We start from the raw sequence: 19,374 nt of genomic DNA, 5'->3' as shown, positions 1-19,374 counted from the left end.
ATGAAGAAAAAGTGGCTGGGTCTTGGTCTGGGAATTCTAATCATGGTGATCGCCTATTTTTTGCCTGAGACTGCTGGGCTGACTCAAGCCGGCAAAATGGCTATTGCTATTTTGCTGACGGGGATTGTTTTATGGGTGACTGAAGTGATGCCTTTAGCAATCACCGCCTTGCTGCTTATGGTGTGCTTGCCCTATTTCGATATTTTAAACTGGAGCACAACCTGGTCTAAATTTATAAGTTCTGTGATATTTTTCGTCATTGCCACGTTTGCTATTACTGTCGCCTTAATCAAGACGAGCCTGGCAACGCGTATCGCCGGGGTTCTCGTCAGATGGTCCAAAGGAGATCCCAAGGGTTTGGTGCTGGGATTTATGGTGGGGAGTGCTCTTCTATCTTCAGTTTGCAATAATGTTCCGACTTGCTCGCTGTTTATGAGCTTAGCGCTGTCCATCCTGATTACCGACAACGCCATACCAGGCAAAAGCAACCTTGGCAAATGCTTAATGATCGGGATTCCTTTTGGCACCATGATCGGCGGTGCAATGACTCCTGCCGGTACTTCCATCAACATTATGGCCATCGGTCTGTTGGAAGAGGCCACCGGCATGACGATCTCCTTCTTGGATTGGATGCTGATGGGGATACCATTTGCTGTCATTATGGTTCCGATCAGCTGGCTTTCTCTCGTTATGATCTTCAAGCCGGAAGCCATTAGTCAGAAATCTGAAGATACGATCAATAACATGGTCATTAGTGCAGGAAGGCTGACCAGCCAGGAAAAGAAAATTATTACAATTATCGGCGTTATGCTCGTTGCCTGGATTGCCAGCACTTGGGTTCCATGGCTTGATGCAACCGGAATCGCGGTGATGGGATTGATTGCCTTCTTCTTTCCGGGAATTGAGGTCCTTACTTGGGATGAATTTGTCAAAGGGGTATCCTGGGAAGTTATTTTAATGATCGGTGGTGTCCAGGCAGTAGCAGCAGGGATTATGGCTACAGGCGCCGCCAACTGGCTGGTGGATGGTATTATGGCAGGAGCTGCCAACTGGAGCACACCCATGTTGGCCGGGGCTGCGGCATCGGTCATGACAATTCTCCATGCCATTTGTCCGGTGGGTCCGGCAATTTGCGGCATGGCCACTGTACCGATTTCTGGTTTAGCCCTTCTGGCAGGCGCCAGTCCAGCGGTATTAACGATGATTGTAGCTCTCGGTGCGGCCATCACCTTTATCCTTCCTTTAGATTGTGTGCCTTTGATCACTTACAGTAAAGGCTATTACAAGATGGGCGATATGGTGAAGGCCGGAATCGTTCCTACCATTGCCATGATCTTGGTTTGTGCTTTTGTCTTGCCCGTACTGGGTCCTTTGATCGGCATCTAAGCTATCTCAGTATTGATAAAGTGTTGTGCAGATTTCGGTTTTTTCTCAAGAATAGGAAGGCGATGAGAATGATTAATGCCGGCCTTGCGCTGCATAAGACTGGGGACTCCCGTGTGTTTCTGATTTTTGGCAGGCTGGCACGAAATTTGCAATAGATAGATTCGACTGACAGAAGAGCTAAGATTACGATTTAAAATGACAAGTTATTCATAATTTTAGTTAGGAATTTGTCAATAAAAGGAGGGAACTTCACCAACTTAATTTTTATAATCCATATTAACCCCATGACAATTAACCCCATGACAGCTCGTAAAGGAGGATAAATCGGTGAGTAAAAAAGACAAAAAAACCTGTATTAAAGGTATCGGCTTGTGCGGATTCGGCTCAGGCTCAAATTCCGCCGCAGTGGATGTCCAGGATGGTAAGGTGGTCAGAATCCGCAACTTCCGCTACGATAAAGAATATACTCCGGAGGAAATGAAACCCTGGCGGCTCCAGGTCAACGACAAGATATTTGAACCTACCATGAAATCTCTGTTACCGCCCTATAGCATGATTTATAAGAAAAGAACCTATTCCAAAAACCGCATACCCTACCCTATGAAAAGAGTGGATTGGGATCCTGAGGGAGAGCGCAATCCCCAAAATAGAGGAATAAGCAAATTCGTCCGCATTTCCTGGGATGAAGCAACCGATCTGATCGCTAAAGAGCTGAAAAGAGTGTATAAGGAATATGGCCCCTATACCGTCCTGGCTCAAGGGGATGGTCATGGAGAAACCAAAACCGTTCACGCAGCCCATGGTTGTCAGATGAAGCTGTTGGATCTCCTGGGCGGCTATACTCTCCAAGCGCGGAATGCCGACAGCTGGGAAGGCTGGTACTGGGGGGCAAAGCATGTCTGGGGTCAGGACCCGGTAGGTCAAGGAAAACAGACTAATCTTTTTAAAGATATCTCCGAAAACTCTAAAATGGTTTTGTTCTGGGGATGTGATCCTGAAACAACTCCTTGGGGCTGGGGCGGTCAGCAAGCCAGCCGTCTTTCTTACTGGTTTACAGATATCGGAATTAAATCCGTATATATTTGCCCGGACCTCAACTACGGAGCAGCCGTTCACGCTGATAAATGGATTCCGGTTCTCCCTAATACGGATCTGGCGATGCAATTTGCTATAGCTTATATCTGGCTCACAGAAGATAGTTATGACAAGGACTATATTGAAACCCACACCATCGGGTTTGACTATTTGAAACGCCATGCCCTCGGTGAAGATGGAACCGAACCGAAAACTCCGGAATGGGCTGAAAAAATCTGTGGTGTTCCCGCCCGGACCATTAAGGCCTTAGCCAGAAAATGGGCTAAAGAGGCAACAACTATTGCCCACAGCAATGGGGGTTCTTACATCCGTTCCTGCTATTCCCATGAGCCGGCGCGCATGGAGGTTTGCCTCCTGGCGATGCAGGGCTTAGGAAAGCCGGGCCGCAATCAGTTCAAATTCATTGAATGGCAATTATTCGGAAGCAACGAACAAATGCCGGCACCCAGAAGCGAATTTATTCCAACCGTAAAATCTGCTTATACGGGCTGGCGCTATACCATGTCACCACAGTTCCTGCCCAAAACCTTGATTCCCAAAGCTATTCAAAGTGATGAACCCCTTACCTGGTATGGTCAAACCATGGCAGGTTACCCACGGGAAGATCAGTTTATCGAGTACCAGTATCCCATTGAAGGTGGAGCCCCAATTCATATGATCTGGACCGATACTCCTTGCTGGACCACCTGCTGGACCGGTGGCAATGAGATGATCGAAGCGCTGCGCAATTCTAAAATTGAGTGCATAGTTGCCCAACACCCCTGGTTGGAGAATGATTGCTTGTTTGCCGATATTATTCTCCCCACCAGCACCAAGATGGAGAGCCGTGATATCTCCGTCGATACCCTAAGCGGCAATTTCAACCATCTTTTCTATGAAGAGCAATGTATTGAGCCGGTTGGCGAAGCCAAGAGTGACTGGGAAGCCGTCTGTGAAGTAGCTCAAAAGTTAGGGCTTCTGGAACAGTATACTGATGGCATGTCGGAGATGGATCTAATCGAAAAAGGCTTTATGGAGTCCGGTGTTCAAACTAAGATCAGCTTCGAAGAATTCTTGGCAAAAGGGTATTATATGATTCCTACAGCGGATGGCTGGGAAGACGATATCCCCGGATTCGGCAAATTTTATCAGGATCCCAAGCAATATCCTTTAGAGACTCCTTCCGGATTGTTGGAAATTTTCTCTCAGGACCTGGCTGATGTATTCCCCGATGATCAAGAGCGCAAGCCATATCCCCAATGGATTGCTTTCGGGGAAAGTCATTCGGAAAGCTTGCTCCATCCAAAATCTGAAAAATATCCATATCTTATCGTTTCCAACCACCCACGCTGGAGAGTTCATGCCAATCTGGATGATATCTCCTGGCTGAGAGAAATTCCAACCTGCAAGGTGGCAGGACCCGACGGCTATCTCTATGAACCGGTCTGGATTAACCCTGTGGATGCAGAAAAGCATGGCATCCAAAGTGGAGATATCGTGAAACTGTTTAACGATAATGGCTGGGTTCTCGGCGGCGCCTATGTCACCGAAAGAATCAGACCGGGTGCCATTTACCAGGATCACGGGGCACGCCTGGATCCGATCAAAGCCGGCGAAGGTGACCGTGGCGGGGCTAACAACTTGATTTGTGTTTCCAATACTGTCTCCAAAAATTGTGCCGGTGAAGTAACCAGCGGATTTCTGATAAACATCGAAAAATGTGATTTGGATGCTTTAAAAGCTGAATACCCCGAGGCCTTTAACAGAGAATACGATCCAGGCACCGGTGTATGCCTTTCATCCTGGATTGTAGGAGGTGCAGAATAATGAAAGTATTTGTGATCGATGTCTCCAGATGCAATGGCTGTTATGGCTGTCAATTAGTCTGCAAGGATGAGCATGTCGATAATGACTGGTCACCCGTCGCCAAACCGCAGCCTGATATGGGGCAATTCTGGATGAAAGTCAAAGAAACGGTCCATGGCAGTGTGCCTAAAGTAAAAGTGGAGTATGTGGCCCGGCCTTGCATGCACTGTGATCATCCCGCCTGTATTCGCCCGGAAGATCAGGGAGCTGTCTATAAACGTACAGACGGATTAGTGATTATCGATCCCGAAAAAGCCCGGGGGAAGAAGGAGTTGGTGGACACCTGCCCCTATGGTGCAATTTATTGGAATGAAGCTTTGGAGATTCCCCAAAAATGTACCGGCTGCGCTCATCTCGTGGATGAAGGAGAAGTTCCCCGCTGTGTGGATGCCTGCGCCACCGAAGCGCTTAAGTTTGGTGAAGAAGAAGAATTTAAGGATTTGATTGCTCAGGCAGAACTTATGCAACCCGAGCTTGGCCTGAAACCCCGTGTTTATTATGTGAACCTTCCCAAGCTGTTTGTTGCCGGAGAAGTTTATGATCCCCAGGCTAATGAAATCATTGAAAATGCAGCCATCACCTTGACGGATTTAGCCACCCGGCAGAGCTGGACCTGCCAATCGGATGATTTCGGCGATTTCTGGTTCAAGAGAATAGTTGCCGGAAAATATGCGCTCCGGATAGAGGCTCAAGGGTTTAAACCTTATGCGATGACGGAGCTTAATGTGGACAAGAGTTTGAATGTTGGTTCCATTGCTCTGGAGGCTTTGAAATAAGATTGTTTAGATTGAGGAGGAAGAACGATGTGTTTTAGACCACCAACGGCTAACAAGCCGGTAAAGTGCCCGGCTTGCGGAATGTATAATCCACCGACCATGAAGGTATGTAAAAAATGCGGCTTTGACGGAACGGAAGGTTCAGGTGATCCCTCAAAACAAAAGCCCAAAAATGAAGATTAGGGTAACACGGTAAGTTAATTATAAATAAACAGAGCAAGCATTTCTTAGGAAATGCCTTGCTCTATTCATACTCATACTTTTTTTCACTAACTTCTTAGAGCCAAACCAAAAGGTAACGGCAAATTATTAATAGTCTCTTGCTAACTATACAGCTTGAAGGGATGATCGGAATGAAGAAAAAGTGGTTAGGACTAGGATTAGGAATTTTAATTTTGTTCACCGGGTATTTTTGGCCTGAGACAGCAGGGTTGACGCAACCGGGTAAAATGTCTATTGCCATTCTGATGGCTGGTATTGTGCTTTGGGTCACTGAAGTGATGCCCCTTGCTATTACCGCATTGCTCCTGATGGTGTGCATGCCCTATTTCGAAATTTTCAACTGGAGTACAACGTGGTCCAAGTTTATCAGTTCTGTAATCTTCTTCATTATTGCCACCTTCGCTATCAGCGTTGCTTTAATCAAGACCAGCTTAGCGACACGAATTGCCGGGGTTCTAATCAAATGGTCTCAAGGGAATTCAAAGCGTTTAGTATTGGGATTTATGGCAGGTACGGCACTTTTATCCGCAGTTTGCAATAATGTTCCCGCGTGTTCTCTTTTTATGAGCTTAGCCTTATCCATTCTGATTACCGACAATGCCATCCCGGGAAAAAGCAATCTGGGTAAATGTTTAATGATCGGGATACCCTTTGGAGCGATGATTGGAGGGACGATGACTCCCGCAGGAACTTCCATCAATATTATGGCAATGGGTTTGCTGGAGGAAGCAACCGGCATAACAATTTCTTTCTTGGATTGGATGCTGATGGGAATTCCTTTCGCGATCATTATCGTACCTGTCTGCTGGCTGTCACTGATCATGATCTTTAAGCCGGAAGACATTAGTCAAAAATCTATCGATATCCTTCAGAATAGGGTCGTAACAACGGAAAAATTAAATAAAGAAGAAAAGAAAATTATTATAATTATTGCAGTAATGCTTGCAGCTTGGATCGCCAGTACCTGGATTCCCTGGCTGGACGCTACTGGAATTGCGGTCATGGGCCTGATCGCCTTTTTCTTTCCCGGCATCGAAGTTCTTAGTTGGGATGAGTTTATCAAAGGGGTTTCCTGGGAAGTGGTGCTGATGATCGGCGGTGTTAATGCCGTTGCAGCAGGCATTATGTCTACTGGAGCAGCTGCCTGGATTGTAGATAGCGTAATGGGAGGGGCTTCCGGCTGGAGTTATCCGATGTTGGCCGGCGTTACGGCAACGGTGATGGCCGTCCTTCATGGGATCTGTCCGGTTGGTCCGGCAATTTGCGGAATGGCTACCGTACCGATTTCCGGCTTGGCAGAGCTTATTAATGCCAGCCCGGCCGTATTGACGATTATTGTTGCTTTCGGTGCAGGTATAACTTTTTTACTCCCTCTGGATTGTGTCCCATTGATTACTTATGGTAAAGGGTATTACAAGATGGTCGATATGGTAAAGGCCGGTATTATTCCTACGATCGCTGTGATATTGGTTTCTGCTTTTATCTTGCCGCCATTAGGTGCCTTGATCGGGTTATAGTTCGGAAAAGCTCCGGATCCTGGGGATTGTTTTTTCAAATTAGGACTAAAAGTGTCAAAAAGAGAATTTTGAGTATTGAGGCAGCCTTGGTTCGAGAACGGCTGAAAGCCGCCGTAAGGCGAATCCACTGGTGTTTTAAGCTCCTGAGATTTACTCAGGGACGTTCAAATCAAGCTGGTACAATTTTTGCATGTAAATATAAGCAGCACTAATTTCAAGTTGGACAAAATTAACGAGGTGAACTCATTGAATCAGGAAAAGGGCTGGGCAAAAAGGATAGGTGCTGAGTGCACTGATTGCGGCCAGTGTGCGGAAAGCTGCCGCATCTTAACAGAGCTTAATGAGTCTCCGGGGCAGATCGCCAGGAGAGGTATAGAGATGGATGAAGCCTATGGGTGCGCGCTTTGCGGGAAATGCGAGGCCATGTGTCCCCTGGGTTTGAGTCCTTGGCGAATGTTTGAGCAGCGCAGAGTGGAGGCGGTGCAGCAGGGGGAAATAACTATTGAGGAATATCAATATTTATTTCCGGACCGTGCGGTCACGGTAATGAGCATGTTCAGAGAGTATTACGGGATTGATTATTCTGAACTGAACACATCCTTGCCGGCGCAGACCGGGTTTTTACCGGGGTGTACCATGCTGACCTATTCTCCGGAGTTGACGAAAAAGGTTTATGCAACATTGGCTGAAAAGTATGAGTCTGTGCTGTTTTTGGATCATTGCTGCGGTATCCCTATGTATCATATCGGACTTCCGGAAAGAGGGGATAAGATCAAAGGAGAATTAAGAGAAAAAGCGCGTCACTTGGGGGTAAAGCGCCTGATTACAGCCTGCCCTAACTGTTATTATCAATTTAAGAAGGAAGCGGCCTTTCAGGATGTTGAAATTATCACGGTTTATGAAGCCTTGGCGGATGAGTTTATAGCCAACCAGGATGCCGAAGTTTACGCCATTCATGATTCCTGCCCGGATCGTTTTGAGGGCATCTTCGGCAGGCAGGTCAGAGAAGCCCTGGACCGGGGAAATTATCGGCGGGCAGAGATGAAGCACCATGGCCAAAACTCGGTTTGCTGTGGCAGCAGTGGTCAGCTCGGTCATTTCCGGCCGGAATGGGCCACGGAGCATGAAGTGCAGAACCTGGAGGAAGCCGGTAAAGCCGGTGCCGGTATTCTATTGGCCTATTGTCATGCTTGTGTGTTGAATTTTGGCAATATCGCCGACAGCAACATCAAAATACGCCATGTTCTCAATACCTTGCTCGGTTTTGAAGAAAGCTATGATGAGGTCAAAGGAAAGGCCGCCGCAATGTTTGAAGGAGAGGAGGGATATGAACGTTATCTTAAACTCTTTCAGGATTAGTACTCTGTAATATCACGCTTTGATAGGGAAATCAGTTAGCCAATGCTGAAACAACCTCGATTTAGGCTGAGGAAAGAAGAGGAGAGAATCATGAATCATGCTGAAGAAACTCTGGCCGCCTGTCAGGAAATCATGGATAACTGCACGGATTGCGGCCTGTGTAGAGCAGAGTGCCAACTCTTAGAGAGGATTGGTGAGAGCTTAGTGAGCCTGGCCACACGTCAGCCGACTGTATCAGAAGCCTATAATTGCTCCCTTTGCGGACTGTGTGAAAGTGTCTGTCCATCGGGCTTAAGCCCTAAGTATATGTTTGCCGCACTACGCGAGAAGTCGGTAGCAGAAGGGAAAATCGATATTGAGGACTTCCGGTATATGTTCCCGGATCGGCCTTTAAACGTTATGAAACTGATCCGTGAAGTCAATGGCATCGGGTATGGCGAGCTGAACCCGGACCAAGAGGGTGATACAGCCTTTTTTGCAGGGTGCAGCATGCTCACTTACGATCCGCACTTGATTCATGTCATATTCAAAACCCTTCAACAAGAGAGTAAGAATATTTCCCTTTTAACCGATTGCTGCGGCTTACCCCTGTACCAGCTGGGTTTAAAGGAGAGAGAAGCCCGCTTCAGCCAGGGATTGAAAGATAAGCTCCTCAGACTTAAAGTAAAAAAACTGATCTTTGCCTGTCCTAATTGCTACTATCAACTGCAACCCATGGCACTGGAAATGGGCATTGCCATCCAGACAATTTATGAGGCTCTGGAGGATTCGGAATTAGTGAATGCTCCACTTGCAGAACACCAGAGAAAAATTGTTACGGTCCATGATTCATGTCCGGATCGGCCGGCCGGTCAATTCGCCGGCCAGGCCAGAAAAGCCCTGGCCCGAAAAGGTTATTCACTGGTTGAAATGGAGCATCACCGTGACAGAGCCTTGTGCTGCGGAAGCGGCGGGCAAGTATCCCATTTTGACCCGGAACTGGCCCAAAGTCTTGTGCAGGCCCGGTTAAGGGAAGTTGAAGCATCTGAGGCGGAAATCCTTACGGCTTATTGCTTAGGATGTGTCCTCAATCTAAGCAAGAATCAGAACCAGATCCCGGTCCAACATGTTTTAAACCTGCTCCTGGAATTTGAGCAGGATTTTGCCGGTTTAAAGAAAAAGGCTCAATCTCTCTTTGAAGGGCCTGAGGGAGAAAAATTATGGGAAAGAGTTATGGCAGATTAAACCTAAAGGAGACATCTTAATGAACTATAAGGAATTAAATAAGATTTTCAAAGAGACCCTTTCCCTGCGTTGGGATCCGGTGGCGGTAAGAATGATGAGACCGGGAGAAGAAAAGCCGGCCCAAGGGATCGAACCTACCGTGCCCTTGCGTCATTGCCAATCCATCATAACTGCACGCCGGGGCAATTGTCTCTATATGCCGCCCCGCAGCCATGCCTGTCCTGACGGAACCGGGGTTCTGGGCTTGGTGGAGATGTCTCCCAAGCTGAGATCAGGGGACCTTTATCTGCTCTTTAAAAAGATGCCCAATATCGAAACAGCCCGTCAAATGATCAGCTCCCGTCCTGAATTTAAAGCGGGGAGCTATGAGGCCACCCTTCTGGCTCCTTTGGAGAAAGCAGCCTTCGACCCCGATGTGGTGGTGTTTACTCTGTGGCCCGAGCAGGCTATGTGGCTTTGCTGTGCGCAAACCTATGCCACCGGGGAACGTCAGGATTTTAAAACCTCAGGTTTTAATTCGGCCTGCGCCGATTTAATTGTGCAGACCATGACCTCGGGGGAAATGAATATTTCCTTTGGCTGTTATGGTGCCCGGGCTTCCAGTGAGATTGATGATTTTGAACTGTATCTTTCCATCCCCACAGCCTTACTTGAGCCTATCGCTCAAGCTTTGCTGAAGCTATCCCAAAAAAGTATCCCGGAGGAGAGAAAGAAAATCTACCTCCACCCCGTTATGGATAAAGTGGGTTCCCGAAGAGCTCAGTCTCAGGGAGAAGGGGCACGGGTTGAGCTTTTTGTTGATACCAAACGATGTATGGGGGATGGACTCTGCGTGGATTTCTGCCCTTCGGGAGTCCTGGCCATGGTGGAGATGGGAGACCGGAAAGTCGCTCAAGCACTGCATCCCGATGCCTGCAGTGCCTGTTATACCTGTGTGGGGCAGTGCCCGCAACAGGCGATTCAGCTTTCCTATAATTAAGGAATCAAGGAGGGGTGGGGAATGGGAGTTAAGTTTACGTTAATGGGAACCACTGCCGGACTCGGTGTTCCGGCTTTTCATTGCAACTGTATAGCTTGCCGGGAAGCCCGGGCCGACCCTTTTTGGGCCAGGACCCGCAGCGGGGCGGTTCTGGAGACGGGAAAAGAGAACATTCTCATAGACGCCTCGCCTGATTTAAGCAAGCAGTTGCTGAGGCAACGGATTCAATCTGTTGATTATCTGTTCATTACCCATTGGCATTATGATCATTTCGGTGGTATCGGGGACCTGGAATACTATGTCAAGCTGGACCGGAAGCGCCCTATTCATCTATTTTTACCGCCAAGCGCTGTGGATGCCTTTGCTAAGGCGTATCCCTTTTTGGAAGAGGTCTTTGTGATCGAACCCTGGGAGTTCGGCAAAAGCTACGCTTTTGAAGGCGTAAAACTGACCGTTTTACCGGCCAGGCACAGTATCGAGACCGGAGGCATCCTCCTGGCAGGAGCAAAAAAAGCAGCTTATTTTACAGATACAGCCGGACTGCCTGCCCTAACGGTCCGGCGGCTTCAAGATGTGGATACCCTGATCTGTGACGCCACCTTTAACGGCGCCAACTGGTTTCCCCATAGCCATATGAATTGGCAAGAAGCTATTGCCTTAGGGGAGAGCATCCGGGCCAAACATACGGTATTAACCCATCTGGCCATGCACTACAGTACCCCGATCACAGCGGTTCAGCTCCAGGAGAAATTAAAGGATTATGCCCAGGTGTCCCTGGCCTATGACGGCATGGTTCTGACAATCTGAAATCGTTGTACCCATCAGGCTCGAATCCCACGCGAACGTACGCACCAGCTCAAGTGATAAAAATAACTTGAACAAAAAATATACCCTTGCAGAACTAACAAGGCTTATGCCAAAGAGGATTTGCCTTGTGCATTGTCGAACTATCGTTATAATCTAATCCCGTAACGTTATTATTTACTAGGAGTGATCGCCAATGGTAAATAACCGAGGTTCGGACTCCCTGACAAATAAACAGCGTTCAACATTGATTACCCAGGAACGGATTGACAATATATTAAGGTGGAAGGAGAAATTTCTAAACGAACCTCATAACGTAGATCCTCGTGAATGTGACGATATAAGCAATGAGGTGGCGGAATCCTGGCTAAGGTCAAGAGACAGGGGAATCGATCCCTATAACCCCATGAGAAAACCCTATCCCAACTCCACAGAGCACGCTGAAAAGATTGAGAAAAACCGTCCATTAATCGAAATCACCAAACCACTGATGGACAAATTCAGAGATATGGCAGTGTTGCCAAGTGGCTTTATTTTATACTTATGCGATTATACAGGAGCATTTTTGCTTCAAGCCGGGGATATGGTGAGAGTCCCCACTGAAGGGGTCGCCTGGAATGAAAGCACCATCGGCACCTGTGCTCATACCATATGTATGGAGTTGAAAAAACCGATCCAAATATTGGGACCGGAACACTACTGCGTGGGGCTGCATAATATTGTCGGTTCAGCGGCACCGATTATGGATGAATCAGGAAAAGTTATTGCTTCAATCATCCTGGGTCAACCGATTGAGTATCGATCGGAAGGAGAGTATTTTAATAATTTTCTCTCCCACACCCTGGGGCTGATTACGGCCTTGGCCAAAGCGATTGAGACACAGTTGAAGCTTAATCAAGCCAATGAATTGCTGACAGAGAGCAACAGTAATCTTATTAAGGTAATTCATGAGTTAAACACCACGATGGACACTTTGGAGACGACACTGGAAGTTATGGACGAAGGGATTATCACCCTTGATCCCATGGGAACAATTCTTAATATGAATCGGGAGGCAACCCGGATTTTTAAAATGAGGCCTGAGGAAAAACCTCATAAAAACGTCAATGAATTTTTGCATACACACTCTCAGGTTACAGCCCTGGTCGCGGCCGGGAAAAGCGTGGACATTGAGGAAAATCTCGTCATCGGCACTGATGAGCAACCCTATATGATCAATATTCGACCTGTGCTGAACAAAAAGACCCGGCAGATCGAAGCCGCCGTGTTGCGGCTCAATCATGTGGATAAAGTCAATGCCCAAGCTGCCAATCGTACGGGTTCGATTGCGACCTATAGCTTTGAATGCATCATCGGTGAATCTGAAGAAATAAAGAAAGCCATCTCCATTGCCAGACGTTTTGCAACCTCGGCGGAAAATGTCCTGCTCATGGGTGAAAGCGGGACAGGCAAGGAGCTTTTTGCTCAAGCGATCCATAATCATTCCTGCCCACTGGGACCTTTTATGGCGGTCAACTGTGCGGCCATGCCCCGAGAATTGATTGAGAGCGAGCTTTTTGGCTATGAAGGCGGAAGTTTTACCGGCGCTGAACGGACGGGCAGACCGGGCAAAATTGAGTTAGCCCATGGCGGAACACTTTTTCTCGATGAAATTGGGGACATGCCCCTTGAGCTGCAGGCCGTTTTGCTGAGAGCTTTGGAAGATAAGCAAATCATGCGGATCGGCGGCCGGCGCTACAAAAAAGTAGACTTCAGACTGATTGCCGCCACCAATAAAAATTTATTCAAAATGGTTAAGGAAAGACAATATCGGGAAGATTTATATTTCCGACTGTCTGTATTGACCATCAATATTCCTTCCTTAAGAAACAGAAAAAATGATATTGATGTGCTGAGTCAGTATTTCATCAAAAATTACTGTCAAAAACAAGGGTGGAAGACGGCTAAGGTCACTAAAGGGGCCCTCAGGAAAATTCAAGAATACGAATGGCCGGGAAATGTAAGACAGCTTCAAAATGCGCTGATTTATGCCGTCAACTCGGCTCACAATGATGTGATCGATATTGATAGCCTCCCCCAATATATCCTGCTGGACTCCAGTCCATTTCAGGATGAGCCTAATTTCACAACCGATTCCTTATCCCTGGAACACTTGGAAAAGAATGCTATAAAAACCGCTTTGCTTCATGCTAAAAATTCCATACCGGATGCCGCCAAATTATTGGGGATCAGCCGCTCAACCTTATATCGAAAATTAAAAGATTATGGTTTTGAATACTGAAGACCTAAGAACCCTTTGCTGAAGGCAGAGGGTTTTTCATATTGAAAATTATTTCTAAAAATACTACATTTTTGGGACGAAAATTTAAGAGGATTAGCTTGCGAACCTGATAGGGAGCGGGTTTGTTAGTTTGGCACGAATTTTGCATATAAATTATGCCAGAGGAGTTAGAAGCAATAACTTGCGGAGGGATGGGAAATGAAGATAATCTATGATTGTGATAACACTATGGGTGTTCCAGGGTGCGATATAGTCGATGGACTGTCTTTACTCTATTTATTGGGTAAAGAGGATATTGACATCTGCGCAATTACCACCACCTATGGCAACAGCAAAGTCGATACCGTTTATCGCAATACGGTGAATATGCTCAGTGAGATCGGCTGCAGAGATATTCCTGTGTTAAAAGGGTGTACGAATCGTTATGGTCTTGAAAGCGAGGCAACCGATTATTTGGTAAAAATAGTTAACGATTACCCTGGTGAAATCTCCATTTTAGCTACAGGAGCCCTGACCAACCTCTATGCGGCCTATGTTAAGGATCAGGGTTTTTTCAGGAAAATAGACCGGCTGGTGGTCATGGGCGGGTTAACTCAGGAGGTGCTGCCGGACGGAAAAGCCGCGGAGGAGTGGAACTTTGCCGTTGACCCGGCAGCGGTTCATTGGGTTTTAAAGGAAGGAAAAGATCTTTTTCTCATCACACGGGATATGGGCATTAATGTTTCTGTATCTACTGCGGATTTCATCCACAGACTGACCAGGAATCGGAGTTCAATCGGCCGCTATATAGTGGAACGCTCCATTTCCTGGCTGGAATACACGATGCTGCATCTAAAAAGCAATCGTTTTTATCTGGGGGATCTTGTGGCGGCGGTCTATCTTGTCAATCCGCAGTTTTTTGAAGATCAGCAGCAAATCATTTCTTTAAGTACCAAAACGATCAGCAAAGGCTTATTATGCCCCACGGATAACAGACAGGAAGGGCAAACGATCCACTTGCCAACACTTCGCCATCGGGATGATTTTGTGGAGGATATCTATACTACTTGGCTGAAGGTAGACTGCGGTTTTGCAAAGGAAATAGGAGGAGGTTGGTAAATAGTAAGGCCTTGTAAGTATAATCCCCAGTGAAAACTTCACCCTGAAACTTCACTCTCCATGAGGAAATAGGTTTGACCCCCCTGCCCACAGGAATATGAGCAAGGGGGTTTTGTTGTTATTAGAAAAGGATACGAAAATGACACAATAATCACAAAAGAGGACGCTTAGGGAAAAGGCGGAGCTGAGCCGTTTGTGAAGTCCCATACAATGCTGGCCATCTCAAATTAAGATCAAGCACAATTCGGAAAGAAGGGCAAATAAGGGCGGAACCCAGGCCTAATACGGGTTGTAGCATGATTTATCAAGTTGGCACGCTTATTGCAATAAACAGTGGCGTACAAGTTAATGCACTAAACTGGGCTGAAAGGGGGTGTCCTTAGATTCATATCAATCTTGAGTATACCTGAAATCAGGAAGGGGGGAGCGAACACAATGAAGAAAGAATGAAAATAATCCTTGGCTGACATATCACCGAGATTCACTACTTGACCGCTTTCTGCCTTTTCCTTAAAAAAGGAGGAAACTATGGACGAAAAAAAGACATTTTCCGTATCCGATGTCATTGATTCCTTAGGCGTGAACAAATTTACCTGGGCTACATTTGCTTTCCTCGGTCTGGCGATGATTTTCGACGGTTACGACTTTATGATCGTCAACACAACCAATGCCAGAGTGGCCAGCACGTTCTGGCCGGACAACGCCAGCCCCGGCGCTCTTATGGGCTCCTTAACCACGTGGTCGCTCCTGGGTATGGTGCTCGGAGGCGCGGTCGGAGGCATTCTGTCCGATAAGTTCGGGCGCAAAACCATGCTGACCATGGCCGTGCTGTTCTACGGCGTTTTTACCTTGCCCCAGGCGTTCGCCTCCAGCTATGAAATGTTTGCCCTGTTCCGTTTCATCGCCGGCTTCGGTGTCGGTTCCTGCATCCCGGTGGTGACCACGACATTCTCCGAAACCATGCCGTCCAAAAACCGCGGCGTCTTCGTCACCTTCGGCATGGCGTTCATGGTAGTGGGCTGGGTGCTGGCCGGACTTATCGGCAATGCCATCCAGAATGTTCCTACTCCCATCATTCCCGGGTTGACCGAGCTCGTCACCTACCTGACGAAGGATCCTGCCACCCAGGAGGTCGTGCAGGCGACCATGTACGCCAATTGGCGGGTGTGTTACCTAATCGGAGCTATCCCAATTATCTACGGCATCTTTCTGCTCTTCTTCATGAAGGAAACCCCGGCCTGGTACGTCTCGAAGGGTCGGCTTCAGGAGGCAGCCGCCTGTTTGGAACAGATTAAGAAGTCTGTCCGTGGCAGCGCGGATAAGATCGATCCCGCCTCCCTGATCATTCCTCCCAAACCGGCCCGATCCACGCCGGATACCCTGTTCTCCAGGCGCTACATTGTGGCTACCTGCGCCATCTGGTCCTGCTATTTCATCGGCCAGTTCTGCGTTTACGGTATGAACGCCTGGTTGCCGTCTTGGTTCAAAGGGATCGGTTATTCGTCGGCTCAGGCTGTCAATCTTCAGACATTCAACAACGTGGCGGCCATCGTCTCCAACGTCACGGTCGGTTTTATGTCGGACCTGGTGGGGCGCAAGCGCAACCTGGCGTTCTCCTGGCTCTTCGCCATCTTTGCCATTATCCTGTGTTCGCTGTTCGTGGTTCCGAACAACTACGGGCTCTGTATCGCCCTCATGCTGTTGTTCGGGTTCGCGCTCAACTATGCCATCACGGCGGTTCAGCCCCTCATGCCCGAGAGTTACCCCACCCAGATCCGCAACATGGGCGTGTCATGGTGCCAGGCTTTCGCGCGCTTCGGCGGCGCGGCCTCACCGATCATTCTCGGTACCCTGTCGACGTCACCCATGTTCTCTTCCGGCGGCACCACCAACTGGTCGTCGCTGGTCCTTATCCTGATTATTCCGCTGGCGCTCGGCTTTATCTGTACGCTGCTGTTCGTCCAGCGCGAGACCAAGGGTAAGTCCATGGACGTTCTGCAGACCGAGATGGAGACGGCCTGACCGTCTGCTAAGGGGACAAAAAGGAGGTTCTTATGGATAATAAGGAATCGTCGAATAAGGAATCATCGGGAGGTACCGCGTTCTACGCCATGCTGGGAGTCCTGACCTTTATGGCCGTCACATGTATCGTGTGCCCGCTTGCTGTTCCAGGTTTCTCGAAGCAAAGTTACGCGGTTCCATTGATGGGTGCCGCTTTGGCCTTACCGTTTGTGCACTTCTTTATCTTCGGCGGGATGGAAATCGCGCGGTCGCGGAAGAAGTAAGTACTAAATATGTTAAAAAGGCGTCTCGGAAAACTCGGTTTTTCTGTGAAATCCTCTTGTTTGAGAGGCGCCCGCAAGAAGAAGGAGGTTTTTCTATGGCTATGAACAGAGATTGGAAGGTGGAGAACCCTGACGGCTCTGTCAGCGTGCGTTCCTGCTGCTGGTCTCCTCCGGGCGACCACCCCGTTGGCTGCGGGATGTGGCTTACGGTTAAGGACGGGAAGCTCATCGACGTCGAAGGCGACGAAGAGCATACCATCACTCAGGGCCGTTTGTGCATCCGCGCTCTCGACCTGCCCGAAATCGTGCATTCGCCCTCGCGCGTCCTCTATCCGATGAAGCGCGCCAAAGAGGATCGCGGCAAAGACAAGTGGGAACGCATCACTTGGGACGAGGCCTTCGACCTCGTCTGCGGCAAGGTCAATTACTTCAAGGAAACCTACGGGGCCCAGTCGATCATGGTCTTCGGCGGCACCGGCCGCGAAGCCTGTATCTACTATTATCCCCTCGGCTTCTCAACCTTGCAGACGCCCAACGTCTGTTACGCTCAAAGCGGCTGGTCCTGTTACGGTCCGCGCTGCTCGATCACCGACTACATCCTCGGCGCCGGCTATCCGGAAATAGACTATGCCGGCTACTTTGCCGAACGCTATGATCACCCGGACTTCGAGCTGCCCAAATATGTGGTCTGCTGGGGAAAAATGCCCCTGGCCTCCAACCCGGACGGTCTCTTCGGCCATGCCATCATCGATATGATGAAACTTGGTACCAAAGTCATCATGATCGACCCGCGCATCACCTGGCTCGGCGCCCGCGAAGGCAATATCAACCTCCAGATCAAGCCGGGCACAGATGCCGCCGTCGGTTTAGGTCTGGCCAACGTCATTATCGAAGAAGGTCTCTACGATAAAGATTTCGTGGAAAACTGGTGCTTCGGCTTCGACGAATTCGCCGAGCGCTGCCGCGAATATCCACCCGAAAAGGTCGAGGAACTGACCTGGGCGCCGGCCGAGCAGCTCCGCAAGGTTGCCCGGCTGATGGCTGAGAAGCCCGTCTCCATCGCTTGGGGCCTCGCGGTCGATCAGAGCCCGAACGGCACTCAGGTCGGCCACGTCACGATCGCCCTGGCCGCCATCACCGGCAATATCGATATCCCCGGTGGCCTCACCCTGGGTCCGCCGTCCTCGTTGCTCGGGAAGTGGCGCATGGAAACCCGCAAGGATCTGGCGCCCGAGCTCTGGGATATGCGTCTGGGTGCCAATGAATACCCCGCACTTTCCAACGCCATGGCCACCACCCATCCCGACTATACCCTCGACGCTCTGGAGACCGACAAGCCGTATCCGATCAAGATGCTTTGGTTCAACAGCTCCAACCTGCTGGCCCCAACCTGCTCGGCCGCTCCCATCCGCTGGCACGACGCCTTTCTGAAAGCCGAGTTCGTGGTGGTGCAGGATCTGTGCATGACGCCCACGGCTATGGCCTGCGGCGATGTTTTCCTGCCCTTGCCCACCACGGCGGAGCACGACGGTATTGTCATTACCCATTACGGTCGTAATTCCGTGTTCCTGGGCGCGATGAACGAAGCCCTGCGCGTCGGCGAAACCAAGTCCGATGTCGAGATCTGCATTGAGTTCGGCAAGCGCCTCAACAACGCCGGTCCGGACGGAACTTCAACCTGGAATATCTTTGAAGGCGATACCCGTGATAAGTTCGTGCCGGACTTCTTCAGCAAGCAGCTTCAGCCCGAACTCGGCTTCGACTTCGACGAGCTGCGCCGGATCGGTCTGTATCAGCCGGGCTACACCTACCGCAAGTATGAAAAGGGCCTGCTGCGCTTCGACGGCGAGCCCGGCTTCAATACCGTCACCGGCCAGGTGGAACTCTACTCCACCCTTTTCGAGGCTTGGGGCGAGGATCCGCTGCCGTATTTCGAAGAACCGCGCTGGAGCCCCGTCAGCCACCCCGAGCTGGCGGAGAAATACCCGCTCATGATGACGACCGGGGCCCGGGAGTACGCCTCCTTCCACTCAGAGCATCGCCAGTTTCCCACCCTGCGGCACTTCCGCGTCTATCCCGATATTGAGATTCATCCCGATACGGCCGCCAAGTACGGCATCGCCGAGGGCGACTGGGTCGAGGTCGAGAACCCCTTCGGCGTCGCCCGCCAGAAAGCAACCCTCGTCATCACCATCGATCCGCGAGTGGTACACACCCGTCATGGTTGGTGGTATCCGGAACAAGACGGAGAGGAACCCAATCTCTTTGGTGTCTGGAAGTCCAATGTCAACAACCTCGTGCCCCACTTCGATATCGGCCGCCTCGGCTTCGGAGCGCCGATGAAGAGCATCTTTTGCTCGATTAAGAAGGTCGAAGATCTCGATGGCCTGGTGCTCAAGAAGTCGTATGACATCGTCAAAGAGAAAGACCTGCTGCAAAAGCTCGAGGGGGTTGATCCCGCCAATATCGTCGATATCCACAGCGAGCACAGAGTCTGAGTCCA

14 protein-coding genes are annotated in these 19,374 nt (G+C 49.3%); all 14 read left to right on the top strand.

The window, feature by feature from the left end; translation table 11 throughout:
* Window positions 1-1,386 (top strand): SLC13 family permease, encoded by a 1,386-nt coding sequence (locus tag DESLBE_RS07650; protein WP_015943708.1) that lies wholly within the window; start codon window positions 1-3, stop codon window positions 1,384-1,386.
* Between the two features lie 327 nt (window positions 1,387-1,713).
* Entirely contained in the window at window positions 1,714-4,287 is a 2,574-nt protein-coding gene (locus DESLBE_RS07645; RefSeq protein ID WP_015943709.1) for a molybdopterin-dependent oxidoreductase, read from the top strand.
* Complete coding sequence (locus DESLBE_RS07640) at window positions 4,287-5,102, top strand: 4Fe-4S dicluster domain-containing protein (protein ID WP_005809159.1); 816 nt, start codon at window positions 4,287-4,289, stop codon at window positions 5,100-5,102. The genes DESLBE_RS07645 and DESLBE_RS07640 overlap by 1 nt, the downstream gene beginning before the upstream one ends.
* Window positions 5,103-5,129: 27 nt before the next feature.
* Window positions 5,130-5,285, top strand: coding sequence for a hypothetical protein (locus DESLBE_RS26530; protein WP_005809157.1), 156 nt, complete (start codon window positions 5,130-5,132; stop codon window positions 5,283-5,285).
* A 170-nt stretch (window positions 5,286-5,455) separates the two neighbouring features.
* Window positions 5,456-6,841: a DASS family sodium-coupled anion symporter gene (locus DESLBE_RS07635; protein ID WP_015943710.1), complete on the top strand. Its 1,386-nt coding sequence runs from the start codon at window positions 5,456-5,458 to the stop codon at window positions 6,839-6,841.
* 186 nt (window positions 6,842-7,027) lie between these two features.
* Window positions 7,028-8,200 carry a (Fe-S)-binding protein gene (locus DESLBE_RS07630; protein WP_144676121.1) on the top strand — a complete coding sequence of 391 codons (1,173 nt, stop codon included), beginning with the start codon at window positions 7,028-7,030 and terminating at the stop codon, window positions 8,198-8,200.
* A 90-nt stretch (window positions 8,201-8,290) separates the two neighbouring features.
* Complete coding sequence (locus tag DESLBE_RS07625; RefSeq protein ID WP_243131255.1) at window positions 8,291-9,424, top strand: (Fe-S)-binding protein; 1,134 nt, start codon at window positions 8,291-8,293, stop codon at window positions 9,422-9,424.
* A 19-nt stretch (window positions 9,425-9,443) separates the two neighbouring features.
* The gene (locus DESLBE_RS07620) at window positions 9,444-10,403 is read left to right on the top strand and encodes a DUF169 domain-containing protein (protein WP_144676117.1); all 960 of its coding nucleotides are present in this window, start codon (window positions 9,444-9,446) and stop codon (window positions 10,401-10,403) included.
* 21 nt (window positions 10,404-10,424) lie between these two features.
* On the top strand, window positions 10,425-11,210 hold the full coding sequence (locus DESLBE_RS07615) for an MBL fold metallo-hydrolase (protein ID WP_144676115.1): 786 nt from the start codon (window positions 10,425-10,427) through the stop codon (window positions 11,208-11,210).
* 193 nt (window positions 11,211-11,403) lie between these two features.
* Window positions 11,404-13,488, top strand: coding sequence for a sigma 54-interacting transcriptional regulator (locus DESLBE_RS07610; protein ID WP_144676113.1), 2,085 nt, complete (start codon window positions 11,404-11,406; stop codon window positions 13,486-13,488).
* Between the two features lie 198 nt (window positions 13,489-13,686).
* Window positions 13,687-14,586 (top strand): nucleoside hydrolase, encoded by a 900-nt coding sequence (locus DESLBE_RS07605; protein ID WP_144676111.1) that lies wholly within the window; start codon window positions 13,687-13,689, stop codon window positions 14,584-14,586.
* 528 nt (window positions 14,587-15,114) lie between these two features.
* Window positions 15,115-16,608: an MFS transporter gene (locus DESLBE_RS07600; RefSeq protein WP_018213363.1), complete on the top strand. Its 1,494-nt coding sequence runs from the start codon at window positions 15,115-15,117 to the stop codon at window positions 16,606-16,608.
* Window positions 16,609-16,640: 32 nt separating this feature from the next.
* Window positions 16,641-16,871 carry a hypothetical protein gene (locus tag DESLBE_RS07595; RefSeq protein WP_018213362.1) on the top strand — a complete coding sequence of 77 codons (231 nt, stop codon included), beginning with the start codon at window positions 16,641-16,643 and terminating at the stop codon, window positions 16,869-16,871.
* Between the two features lie 95 nt (window positions 16,872-16,966).
* On the top strand, window positions 16,967-19,369 hold the full coding sequence (locus DESLBE_RS07590) for a molybdopterin-dependent oxidoreductase (protein WP_144676108.1): 2,403 nt from the start codon (window positions 16,967-16,969) through the stop codon (window positions 19,367-19,369).
* The last annotated feature ends 5 nt before the right edge of the window (window positions 19,370-19,374 follow it).

Source organism: Desulfitobacterium sp. LBE, from assembly GCF_007830365.1.
GTDB lineage: Bacteria > Bacillota > Desulfitobacteriia > Desulfitobacteriales > Desulfitobacteriaceae > Desulfitobacterium > Desulfitobacterium hafniense.
Note: the sequence above shows the minus strand (reverse complement) of the source record. Positions and strands in the feature narration are given on the sequence as shown.

Bases quoted from the DNA above. Each gene is read 5' to 3' on its own strand.
- DESLBE_RS07650 (WP_015943708.1), top strand. From the start codon at position 1: ATGAAGAAAAAGTGGCTGGGTCTTGGTCTGGGAATTCTAATCATGGTG.
- DESLBE_RS07640 (WP_005809159.1), top strand. From the start codon at position 4,287: ATGAAAGTATTTGTGATCGATGTCTCCAGATGCAATGGCTGTTATGGC.
- DESLBE_RS26530 (WP_005809157.1), top strand. From the start codon at position 5,130: ATGTGTTTTAGACCACCAACGGCTAACAAGCCGGTAAAGTGCCCGGCT.
- DESLBE_RS07635 (WP_015943710.1), top strand. From the start codon at position 5,456: ATGAAGAAAAAGTGGTTAGGACTAGGATTAGGAATTTTAATTTTGTTC.
- DESLBE_RS07625 (WP_243131255.1), top strand. From the start codon at position 8,291: ATGAATCATGCTGAAGAAACTCTGGCCGCCTGTCAGGAAATCATGGAT.
- DESLBE_RS07620 (WP_144676117.1), top strand. From the start codon at position 9,444: ATGAACTATAAGGAATTAAATAAGATTTTCAAAGAGACCCTTTCCCTG.
- DESLBE_RS07615 (WP_144676115.1), top strand. From the start codon at position 10,425: ATGGGAGTTAAGTTTACGTTAATGGGAACCACTGCCGGACTCGGTGTT.
- DESLBE_RS07610 (WP_144676113.1), top strand. From the start codon at position 11,404: ATGGTAAATAACCGAGGTTCGGACTCCCTGACAAATAAACAGCGTTCA.
- DESLBE_RS07605 (WP_144676111.1), top strand. From the start codon at position 13,687: ATGAAGATAATCTATGATTGTGATAACACTATGGGTGTTCCAGGGTGC.
- DESLBE_RS07600 (WP_018213363.1), top strand. From the start codon at position 15,115: ATGGACGAAAAAAAGACATTTTCCGTATCCGATGTCATTGATTCCTTA.
- DESLBE_RS07595 (WP_018213362.1), top strand. From the start codon at position 16,641: ATGGATAATAAGGAATCGTCGAATAAGGAATCATCGGGAGGTACCGCG.
- DESLBE_RS07590 (WP_144676108.1), top strand. From the start codon at position 16,967: ATGGCTATGAACAGAGATTGGAAGGTGGAGAACCCTGACGGCTCTGTC.